Origin of the sequence: Streptomyces sp. UNOC14_S4, assembly GCF_020740835.1 — a bacterium.
Lineage (GTDB): Bacteria > Actinomycetota > Actinomycetes > Streptomycetales > Streptomycetaceae > Streptomyces.
Genome location: NZ_JAINFC010000287.1, coordinates 1 through 9,933, shown reverse-complemented (window position 1 = coordinate 9,933; position 9,933 = coordinate 1). Strand labels below are relative to the sequence as shown.

The 9,933-nt window shown below is 68.6% G+C and carries 10 protein-coding genes; 6 read left to right on the top strand and 4 right to left on the bottom strand.

Going from position 1 to position 9,933, the window contains the following annotated elements; translation table 11 throughout:
- Nucleotides 1-105 precede the first annotated feature (105 nt).
- Nucleotides 106-2,487, top strand: a complete 2,382-nt coding sequence (locus K6I34_RS23420; protein ID WP_229328307.1) for an HAD-IC family P-type ATPase — start codon at nucleotides 106-108, stop codon at nucleotides 2,485-2,487.
- A 45-nt stretch (nucleotides 2,488-2,532) separates the two neighbouring features.
- Here the strand turns inward: K6I34_RS23420 and K6I34_RS23415 are convergent, their stop codons facing one another.
- Complete coding sequence (locus K6I34_RS23415; protein ID WP_229328306.1) at nucleotides 2,533-2,724, bottom strand: DUF1059 domain-containing protein; 192 nt, start codon at nucleotides 2,722-2,724, stop codon at nucleotides 2,533-2,535.
- Between the two features lie 124 nt (nucleotides 2,725-2,848).
- Between K6I34_RS23415 and K6I34_RS23410 the strand changes: the two genes are divergently transcribed.
- The 3 genes from K6I34_RS23410 (at nucleotide 2,849) to K6I34_RS23400 (ending at nucleotide 4,508) form a co-directional block, all read left to right on the top strand.
- Nucleotides 2,849-3,112, top strand: a complete 264-nt coding sequence (locus K6I34_RS23410) for a hypothetical protein (protein ID WP_229328305.1) — start codon at nucleotides 2,849-2,851, stop codon at nucleotides 3,110-3,112.
- Complete coding sequence (locus K6I34_RS23405; protein ID WP_229328304.1) at nucleotides 3,109-3,480, top strand: hypothetical protein; 372 nt, start codon at nucleotides 3,109-3,111, stop codon at nucleotides 3,478-3,480. The genes K6I34_RS23410 and K6I34_RS23405 overlap by 4 nt, the downstream gene beginning before the upstream one ends.
- 713 nt (nucleotides 3,481-4,193) lie before the next feature.
- Nucleotides 4,194-4,508 carry a hypothetical protein gene (locus K6I34_RS23400; protein WP_229328303.1) on the top strand — a complete coding sequence of 105 codons (315 nt, stop codon included), beginning with the start codon at nucleotides 4,194-4,196 and terminating at the stop codon, nucleotides 4,506-4,508.
- Between the two features lie 266 nt (nucleotides 4,509-4,774).
- Here K6I34_RS23400 and K6I34_RS23395 read toward each other — a convergent pair whose 3' ends face one another.
- The 3 genes from K6I34_RS23395 to K6I34_RS23385 form a co-directional block, all read right to left on the bottom strand.
- Complete coding sequence (locus K6I34_RS23395) at nucleotides 4,775-5,311, bottom strand: hypothetical protein (RefSeq protein ID WP_229328302.1); 537 nt, start codon at nucleotides 5,309-5,311, stop codon at nucleotides 4,775-4,777.
- Nucleotides 5,312-5,329: 18 nt separating this feature from the next.
- Nucleotides 5,330-6,277, bottom strand: a complete 948-nt coding sequence (locus K6I34_RS23390; protein WP_229328301.1) for a NucA/NucB deoxyribonuclease domain-containing protein — start codon at nucleotides 6,275-6,277, stop codon at nucleotides 5,330-5,332.
- A gap of 254 nt (nucleotides 6,278-6,531) precedes the next feature.
- A complete protein-coding gene (locus tag K6I34_RS23385; RefSeq protein ID WP_229328300.1) occupies nucleotides 6,532-7,755 on the bottom strand; it encodes a hypothetical protein in 1,224 nt (407 codons plus the stop codon).
- Nucleotides 7,756-8,155: 400 nt separating this feature from the next.
- On the opposite strand from K6I34_RS23385, the gene K6I34_RS23380 reads away from it, so the two are divergent.
- The gene (locus K6I34_RS23380) at nucleotides 8,156-8,626 is read left to right on the top strand and encodes a MarR family winged helix-turn-helix transcriptional regulator (RefSeq protein WP_229328299.1); all 471 of its coding nucleotides are present in this window, start codon (nucleotides 8,156-8,158) and stop codon (nucleotides 8,624-8,626) included.
- An 88-nt stretch (nucleotides 8,627-8,714) separates the two neighbouring features.
- Nucleotides 8,715-9,933: MFS transporter (locus K6I34_RS23375; protein WP_374230994.1), on the top strand; the 1,219-nt coding region annotated here is incomplete at its 3' end.

Sequence of the window (9,933 nt, the reverse complement as noted above, 5' to 3'; positions counted from 1 at the left end):
ACCACCCGGGGGCGCGGGGAACTGCGCGACCAGCCCCCACCGGACCCGCAGACGCCTACCGGGCCCCCGGTTTCGGGAAAAGCGCGCGCCGCTTACCGTCAGACCATGAGCGAGGCCCACACCCCGGTCCGTCTCCCCGGCCTGAGCGCCGCCGAAGTCGCCGAGCGCGTAGCGAAGGGCGAGGTCAACGACGTCCCGGTACGTTCCTCCCGCTCCACCGCGGAAATCGTCCGGGCCAACGTCTTCACCCGCTTCAACGCCATCATCGGCGCCCTCTTCCTGATCATCCTCGTCGTCGGCCCGATCCAGGACGGCCTCTTCGGCTTCGTGATCGTCGCCAACACCGCGATCGGCGTCTTCCAGGAGCTCCGGGCCAAGAAGACCCTCGACTCCCTCGCGGTGATCGGCGAGACGAAACCCACCGTGCGCCGGGACGGCGCGCCCACCCCCGTCGCCACCAGCGAGATCGTCCTCGGCGACCTCATCGAGCTCGGGCCGGGCGACAAGTGCGTCGTCGACGGCGAGGTCGGGGAGGCCGACGGGCTGGAGATCGACGAGTCGCTGCTCACCGGCGAGGCCGACCCGGTGCTGAAGAAGCCGGGCGACAAGGTCATGTCCGGCTCGTTCGTCGTCGCGGGCGGCGGCGCGTTCACGGCCACCAAGGTCGGCCGCGAGGCGTACGCGGCACAGCTCGCCGAGGAGGCGTCCCGCTTCACGCTCGTCCACTCCGAGCTGCGCACCGGCATCAGCCAGATCCTCAAGTACGTGACGTGGCTGATGCTGCCGGCCGCCGTCGGCCTCGTCATCAGCCAGCTCGTCGTGCAGGACCACGAATGGCGGGAGGCCGTCCGGCGCATGGTCGCCGGGATCGTGCCGATGGTCCCGGAGGGCCTGGTGCTGCTCACCTCCGTGGCCTTCGCGATCGGCGTCATCCGGCTGGGGCAGCGGCAGTGCCTGGTGCAGGAGCTGCCCGCGATCGAGGGGCTCGCGCGCGTCGACACCGTCTGCCTCGACAAGACGGGCACGCTGACCGAGGGCGGCATGGACGTCAGCGAGCTGCGCGTGCTGCTCGCGGGCGCGGAGGAGACGTACGTACGACAGGTGCTCGGCGCCCTCGGTGAGTCCGACCCGCGCCCCAACACCAGCCTCCAGGCGATCATCGACGCCTACCCCGACGGCAGTGGCTGGCGCTGCACCGAGGCGCTGCCGTTCTCGTCCGTGCGCAAGTACAGCGGCGCCTCTCTCAACAGCCCCGACGGCGAGAGCAGCAACTGGCTGCTCGGCGCCCCCGATGTGCTGCTCCGCGAGACCGACCCCGGAGCAGGCTCCGTACTGACGGAGATCGAGCAGCTCAACGCCCAGGGGCTGCGGGTGCTGCTGCTGGCCCGTGCCGAGCGCGAGCTCGACGACCCGCGTGTGGCGGAGGGGGTACGGCCCGCCGCGCTCGTCGTCCTCGAACAGCGGCTGCGCCCCGACGCCGGGGACACGCTGCGCTACTTCGAGGAGCAGAGTGTCTCGGCCAAGGTGATCTCCGGTGACAACGCCGTCTCGGTCGGTGCGGTGGCGGCGAAACTGGGGCTGCCGGGGGCGGAGGCCCCGGTGGACGCGCGCAAGCTGCCCGCCGAGCGGGAGGCCATGGCCAAGGTCCTGGAGAAGGGGGCGGTCTTCGGGCGGGTCACGCCGCAGCAGAAGCGCGACATGGTCGGCGCGCTCCAGTCGCGCGGCCACACCGTGGCGATGACCGGCGACGGTGTCAACGACGTGCTGGCGCTCAAGGACGCCGACATCGGCGTGTCCATGGGCTCCGGCTCCGAGGCGACGCGGGCGGTCGCGCAGATCGTCCTGCTCGACAACAGCTTCGCGAGCCTGCCGTCGGTGGTGGCGGAGGGCCGCCGCGTGATCGGCAACATCACGCGGGTCGCGACGCTCTTCCTGACCAAGACGGCCTACTCCGTGCTGCTGGCGGTCCTGGTGGTCTGCTGGCGGGTGCCGTACCCCTTCCTGCCGCGGCATCTGACCCTGCTGTCGACGCTGACCATCGGCGTGCCCGCGTTCTTCCTGGCCCTGGCCCCGAACACGGAGCGGGCCAGACCGCACTTCGTACGGCGCGTGATGCGGTACGCGATCCCGGCGGGGCTGGTCGCGGGCGCGGCCACGTTCGCCGCGTACCTGCTGGCCCGGTCGTACTACACGGGCTGGCCGGACTCCCTGGACGCCGAGACCAGCGTGGCGACCCTGACGCTCTTCCTGATCTCCATCTGGGTCCTGGCGATCATCGCCCGCCCGTACACGTGGTGGCGGATCGCCCTGGTCATCGCGATGGCCCTGGCCTTCCTGCTGGTCCTGGCCGTGCCGCCGTTCCAGCGCTTCTTCGCGCTGAAACTGGTGGGTACGACCATGCCGTGGGCCGCCGTCGCGATCTCCGCGGTGGCGGCCGTGGTGATGGAACTGCTCTGGCGCTGGGTGGGACGCCGCTTCCCGGCGTGACGCCGGTCCGTGGCGTGACGCCGGTCCTTACGCCGGTCCGTAGCGTTATGCCTTCGATTCCTCGTCCTCCAGGAAGTCCCTGATCCGCTCGCGCAGCTCGGGACCGTCCTGGTGCTTGTGCACGGAAATGGCGTGCTGGGTGGCCGCCTGGAGGACCTCGTCCTCCTCACCGGTGATGGTGAGCGTGCAGTTCGTCTCGCTGGGGAATCTGCGGCAGTCGGCGACTTTCCTGGTCATGAAGGGCTCCTGTGCAGGGGATGTTGCCGCGTCTTCCAGGATAGTTCCGGCGCGGGGCCTGCCTCCGGCTTCATGCGGGGCCGGAACCGCTGCACGAAGCGGTATCCGGATGTATTCTCGCGGTGTGGCTGATACGACGATCAAGATCACTGACGAGATCCGCGACCGGCTTCGCACCTTGGCCGAGGAGCGCGGCACCAGTACACGCAGCTTCGTGGAGCGGCTGATCTCCGAGATCCCCACCCACGCGGAACGCGAGGAACGCACGGCCCGGGCGCTGGCCTACGTCCGCACGAACCTGTGCCCCGATCTCACCGACGACGACGTGCGACGTGCCCAGGAGTGGCGGGCCGACATCGTGGCCGGGCGCGCCGGGGGGCGCAGGTGATCATTCTCGACCACACGGCGGTGCTCGCCCTGTGCCGAGGGCACCGCTTCCTGGCCGGTCTCGCGGTCGTCGAGACGGATGACCCGGCACAGCGGGCACATGTGCCCGCGCTGTGCCTGGTTTCCGCCAGCCTTGAACTGCCCGGCGCGACAGCCCACGTGGGGGCGTTGCCGGGCCTGGAGTTCCTGCCCCTGGACTTCGCCGCCTCCGCGGCCGTCGAGCAGGCCGTCACCTCGGGCGTCGACTGGCGCCACGCGCACGCCGTCTATGCGGCCGTTTCCGAGTCGGGCGAAGGGCAGGTGCTCACTGCCACGCCCGAGGCGTACGACGGCACCGGGGTGTGGGTGGTCGACATCGGCAAGCCCTGACCGCACTTGCCCGCCGGGCCGTAGCCGCTGATTTGCCCGCTCATCGTGGTCCGGGGCATGGCCCCCAACTGACCAGGAGTCGATGATGTGAGGCGCCGCCGGTATCACGGCCCTGGTAAGAGCTCTTTTCCCCCGGCTGTGCGGCGGGCGCGGGTGGGACGCCGACCCCGGCGACACCCGGCCCGCCACCGACGCGGAAGTGCTCGGTGCTCGACTGAAGGCACTCAACATGCGCAGCAGTCAAGAGATGCGAGCGGGCCCTTGTCCTGTCCGACGGTCGCCTGTCGGGCGAGGTACGCAGGTCTCGTGACCGCCTCGCGCACGCGCTTCCGCAGTCAGTGGGCACCGCCCGCGTCGGGCTTCCCGTCGAGGGCTCACGCGGCAGCGGCGATCGTGCCGAGCGGTTGTGGCGGGTCAGGGGTCATCGGTGGGCTCCGTCGGCTGTGGCGGCTGAGCGCTGTCGGGGTGCGGGTCCGGGTGACCGTCACCGGGGTTGCACCGTGTGTTTCGCGGCAGGCGTCGCCTCAGCTCGGGAAGCGGCCACCTGATGGGCGGCGCGCCGGTGAGGAAGGTGACTCCGACAGGGAAGCGGTGTGCTGCGGCGCTGTCTTCGCCGCTGGGCGGCTGGGTCACTGGCCGACCTCTTCGTACGCGCCCCGGATCAGGGCAGCGAGTTGTTCGGCGTCGACCAATAGGCCACTCCCATCAGGCACTTGCGCCCAGTGCACGCCTGGCTCACTCGCGCACTCCGGGGCCGGTACGGCCACATAGCAGGCGGCGCCGAGGCCCTCGCCGCCCGGCGTCACCCACGTGTCGGCACTGCCCGGCCGGACGAGGAAGTAATGCTCTTCCCGGTCGCGGATCACAGGGCCGTCGACTCCGGACGCGAGTACGTTCCTGGCCAGGTCGCCGGTTACCCGGATGGCGTCCCAGGCCGTTCCGGCGGGCAGGAGTACGACTCCGGCGTGGGCGAACCACTTCTGGGCATGCGCGCCCTGCTGTACGGCGCCTGGACAGCCAGCCTATGACCGGAATCGGCCTGTTGCCCAGGTGCGCCGGTTGCGGGGGCGGCACGGGATGACGCACCGGCTTCCTGCCGCTGTGATGGATTGCCTCGTCCGGCACGGCGGCGGGGTGTCCCGCGACCGCGACCTTGGGGGCTTGTGCGGAACGGGCCGGGCTCGCCGATCGTGACATGGAGGCCGAGGCGGGCGACCTCGGTGTCGCGTACGGAGGCGGTGCGGGCCTCGCACTGCCTCCGTACGGAATGGGGTTTCTCCCCGCGTGCCCCGCGCTACAGCTCCTCTTCTTCATCCTCGTCGTCGACGGGTGTGGGCTCCGCGACCCACCAGAGGTCGAGCACGTATTCCTCGGGGACAGGGTTCTGCGCCCAGGCTTGCCCGATTTGCTCCACGTTCCATCCGCTTACGTGTCTCAGGGTCTCCGCGTAGTAGGTGGCTGTGGCCTCGCGTCCGGTCCATGAGACGTGTCCCTCGTACACGCCGGGGCGGGGCAGTGTTGTTTCTCCGGCGGGCCCGAAGGTGAACTGACGGACCACAAGGATGCCGGTCTCTGATTCGAGGGTTATCGGGACGAAGCCCTCCACGTCCTTGGGGGGCTCTTGGGCGGTGTCCCAGACGCGGATGACGACCTGGACGTCGATGTCGGGTTGCAGGCTGCACAGATACAAGTGGTAGCCGTTGCTGCCGACGACGTCCCGAGTGGCGACTTCCATTGCTTCGCTGTCGGTGAGGTATGCGTCCGCATCGTAGACCTCGACGAAGCGCCGGTCGGGAAAGGCGGCCACGCGGTACTCAGCGAGGAGCGCCATATGCTGCCTCCCTCCGGATCAGGGGACGATCTTCACGTAGAACGGGTCGTTGTCGAGTATGCGGTTCTGCTCGTACAAGCTCTGGATGAGGTTGCCACCTGCGCCGTTGTCGCTGCCGTCGATCAGCCGTACGGAATACCGGTTGTCGCCGTTCATAGAGCCTTCTTTCGTGGAAGCGAAAGGGTACTCGTCACACTGCAGTCGGGTTCCCGTATAGTCGCCCCACGCATCCTCGCACTGCTCGATGGAGCGCTTCCGGTTGGCTTTCTGCTTGTCTACGTCGATCAGGCGGTGCAGAGGCTCGTCATTCCCGCCCGGAACGGTCTTTCCGGGCCAGGAAGGGAACGTCCGCTCGGGAAACTGCTGGGCGTCGAGGATGTGCCGTGCGCTCTGCTTGACTGTCGGATCGGACAGACTCATGGCGAGTTCGACCCGTGCTTCAGTGAAGACGGTGCCCTTGTACTTGCCCGCCGGGCGGCCTGCGTAGTCGAAACGGATGTTTGAGTAGGCCATGTTGGATTCGACCCATGGTGCGGCAGTAGGTGACGTCACGCTCATTTCCATGATGACCTGTCCCTGAACGATCTGAGGGTTGGCCGGGTCGAGTGTGCCGGTGTCGGGCGAGGTGTAGGTGAGCACCTGCGTGGGGTTGGTCGTCCACTCGGCGATGGTTCCGGCTCGTGCCGTCGTTGCAGGCTTCGAGATCTCGGGATTCGGGCTGCTGGCCGAGGCATTGATGGAGTGGTCGAAGCTCTGACTGATGCGCCAGGTGGCGGGGTCCTCCCCGGAGACTGCCTGGGTCCGTATGTTCTCGACGCTGGTGACGTAGTCCACGCGCCGAGAGCCGTCGTAGGCGAAGCCGAGCATCCAGAGGTCGAACCACAACTCCCCGCGCAGGCGGCGCTTGTCGTCGAGGAGCTTGAGGTAGACGGGCTGGTGGACGCAGGACTCGAAGCGGCTCTTCACCCACCCTTTCTTCGTGTTGGCTTCCGGGTGTGTCGCGCACTCGGCCCTCAGGTCTCCGCCCGATGTGAGCGTGGCGGCTGTTCGGGGGTGCGGCGATGCTGCTGTCGCGTTGCCGGTCAAACCGAAGGCGCACGCGAGGGCCGGCAGTCCGGACAGAACGGCTGCCCTTGGACGCCGCCGGGTGGGCTGAAGGGTGGCGGGCGGCTGATTCCTGCGCATGGATACTTTTCCCCCGTAGGCGCGAATGGGCAGGGCTACTTTTCGCACATCCGCCCCCAGCAGGCGTCCAAGAGCTGGCCTGTGGCGGCTGAGTAAGTGGCCCGGAACCCGCGGAACGTGAGGCCACGGCGCTCCAGGCCGTGAGTTTCCGCGGAAGACTCCACCGTCCAAGTGGCCTGATCGCTGTGGGCCGAAGCCGGAGCCGAAGACAGGCGGGCGATCCCTTCCTTGCCCGTGGGGGAGATGTGCAGGTCGTGCTCCCGGACCCCGAAGGACTCCGCAGCGCGTTTGCGGATGTCCGCCTCAATCGCGGGTGCAGTACGGGCCGGAGCCGAGAGGCCGGTCCGGGGCTTGGCGGCGGCTGTATTGCAGATCCGGGAAGTGCGTATGCAGTCGGTCAGTCCCGGTACGGAATCCAAGCAAGAGTCGGGGGAGTTCGCCATGCAACGGGCCAGCGTTTCCTGGTCAACTCCATTGACGGTCTTTGCTGTCGGGACAACTGATGGCCGGGGAGCAGCCAGGGTCGCGGCCGACGGGGGCGCCGGCGACGGTGCGGGGCCAGGCTTGCTCACGTTCCACTGTGTGAACTTGGAGCCGTCCGTGAGTTTGGTGTTGAAGCAGTAGGGCGGCTGGTATTTCCGGGGCGGATTCACCCATGGCATGTCCTGCCCGCACACACCAAGAGTGGCGACCTGGGCGGTGTTCGCGGTGTCGGCGCGGTACCAGGTCTTGTTCTCGGCCATGAACTGCACCCGGTTGGCGATCTCGGGCACGGTGACGTGCTGCGGCCCCATGACCTCCAGACCGATGTCGATGCGATTGCTGTTGCCGCGAGGAACCTTGAGCTGATCAGTGGTGCTGCCGACCCAGTTGAAGTCGTAGAGGACATCCCACTGGTCGCCGCTGGCCTGACGCAGCAGCATGTAGGTGTGGTTGGTCCCGTCAGGTTTGGCCGGGTCGGTTCCCTGCGCGATGGCGCGCATCGTGCCGCCGCTGTTGCCCTGCTCCATCCACTGTGGACCGTACGTGCTGGTTGTCGGCCCTGTCTTCTCCGCGTGGAGTTCGACTTCGACGTTGTTGGCGAACATGCCCCCCTCTGTGTTGGGGGTCATGGCCAGACGGTTCGTTGCCTGTGCCGTGGTGTTGGGCGTGTCGGTCCTGGCGAAATCGATCGGGATGTTGCGCCAGGTCGCGAACGCTCCGATCACCGGCTCGCCCGGCTGGGCGCAGGCCACACCCCAGAAGACGATTCTTGCCATGTGGGTCTTGCTGCAGCTCTCGGTGGGCGCGCTCGCCTGGGCCGGGGCTGCCATGGACAAAGGCAGGACGGCGGCAGCGGACGCCACTGTGGAGACGAGTGCGGCTAATTTCCTTGGCCGACGCAAAGCTGCTCCTCCTCGATAGATGATCGAACGCCGCCGAATCTATCGAACTGGAGTTCTGGTTTGCGGGTGAAGCTCGGGTTTGGCCGGAAGGGATCTGCGTCGGGTCGGGTGCGGCTGGTGGTGCCACGTGCGGCGGAGCCGCATGGTGCGGCGACCCTCGTCCCCGTGCCCCTCTCGCGCCCCTTCGGGCGCCACCGGGCCGCCCCCACTGTGAACCCGTACGCCCCTCGTACCCCGCTTTAATTAGCCCAAGTAATGAGTTAACCTAAAGAACATGTCGGACCCCCTAGACGACTCCGTGGGCACAGAAGTCACGGACGACACCCAGGTCAACGCCGCCGCGGTGGACTCCCTGCGATCCGGAGTGATGCGGCTGTCGCGCCGCCTCAAGCATCAGCGGGTGGACGAGTCGCTCAGCCCCACCGAGATGTCGGTGCTGGGCACGCTCGCCCGCTGTGGTCGTGCCACCCCGGGCGAGCTCGCCCGCAAGGAGCATGTGCAGCCGCCGTCGATGACCCGCATCGTCGCCCTGCTGGAGACCAAGGGGCTGGTCCGGCTGGAGCCGCACCCCGAGGACCGCCGCCAGAAGGTGGTGACCCAGACCGAGCGGGCCGAGGCCATGCTCGAGGAGAGCCGTCGCAAGCGCAACGTCTGGCTCAGCGAGCTGGTCGGACAGCTCGACGAGGACGAGTGGGCGACGCTGCGCGCCGCCGCGCCCGTGCTGGAGAAACTCGCGCACCTGTAGCACCACCGCACACGGAGGAGGCGAAGCCACTTTGAGTACGGGACCCGGAACAGAATCCGCACCCGCACCGAACGGCCACGACGAAGACATACGCACCACCGCCCTGACCGGCAGGCCCGAGCTCAAGCCCGAGCTCAAGCCCAAGGGCGGTATGTTCAGCTCGCTCAGGAACCGCAACTACCGGCTCTTCGCCGCCGGCCAGGTCGTCTCCAACATCGGCACCTGGATGCAGCGCATCGCGCAGGACTGGCTGGTCCTCAGCCTCACCGGCTCCTCCGCGGCCGTCGGCATCACCACGGCCCTGCAGTTCCTCCCCATGCTGCTCCTCGGGCTCTACGGCGGTGTCATCGCCGACCGGTGCCCCAAGCGGAAGCTGATCCTCCTTACCCAGACCGTCATGGGTCTGACCGGCCTCGCCCTGGCCGTCCTCACCCTCTCCGGGCATGTGCAGGTGTGGCACGTCTACGTGACGGCCTTCGCCGTCGGCCTCGTCACCGTCGTGGACAACCCCGCCCGGCAGGCGTTCGTCGTCGAGATGGTCGGCCCGGACGACCTGCGCAACGCCGTCAGCCTGAACTCCGCGAACTTCCAGTCCGCGCGGCTCGTCGGCCCCGCCGTCGCCGGTGTGCTGATCACCGCGGTCGGCAGCGGCTGGGCCTTCCTGCTCAACGGCCTGTCCTTCGTCGCCCCCATCGCCGCGCTGCTGCTGATGCGCACGGCCGAGCTCCACAAGGCCGACCGCGCGCCCCGCGGCAAGGGCCAGCTCCGCGAGGGTCTGCGCTACGTCGCGGGCAACCCCGAGCTCATCTGGCCCATCGTGCTCGTCGGCTTCATCGGCACCTTCGGGTTCAACTTCCCGATCTGGCTGACGGCCTTCGTGAACGACGTCTTCCACGCCGGCGCGGGCACGTACGGCCTGCTCAACACGCTGATGGCGGCCGGTTCGCTGGTGGGCGCCCTGCTGGCCGCGCGCCGTGGCACGTCCCGGACGCGGCTGCTCGTCGGCGCCGCGCTGCTCTTCGGTCTGCTGGAGCTCACGGCCGCGCTGGCCCCCGCGTTCTGGCTGTTCGCCGCGCTGCTGGTGCCGATCGGGACGCTGGGCATGACGGTCAACGTCACCGCCAACTCCGGCCTCCAGCTCGCCACGGATCCCGCGATGCGGGGGCGGGTGATGAGCCTCTTCATGATGGTCTTCGTGGGCGGTACGCCGGTGGGGGCGCCGCTCGTCGGGTGGGTCACGGATGTGTACGGGGCCCGGGTCGGCTTTCTGGCGGGTGGCGCTGTCTCCGCGCTTGCGGCTGTGGGGG

Excerpts from the sequence above, each read along its gene's own strand:
- K6I34_RS23420 (WP_229328307.1), top strand. The coding sequence starts at position 106 with ATGAGCGAGGCCCACACCCCGGTCCGTCTCCCCGGCCTGAGCGCCGCC.
- K6I34_RS23415 (WP_229328306.1), bottom strand. The coding sequence starts at position 2,724 with ATGACCAGGAAAGTCGCCGACTGCCGCAGATTCCCCAGCGAGACGAAC.
- K6I34_RS23395 (WP_229328302.1), bottom strand. The coding sequence starts at position 5,311 with ATGGCGCTCCTCGCTGAGTACCGCGTGGCCGCCTTTCCCGACCGGCGC.
- K6I34_RS23385 (WP_229328300.1), bottom strand. The coding sequence starts at position 7,755 with ATGGCAAGAATCGTCTTCTGGGGTGTGGCCTGCGCCCAGCCGGGCGAG.
- K6I34_RS23380 (WP_229328299.1), top strand. The coding sequence starts at position 8,156 with ATGTCGGACCCCCTAGACGACTCCGTGGGCACAGAAGTCACGGACGAC.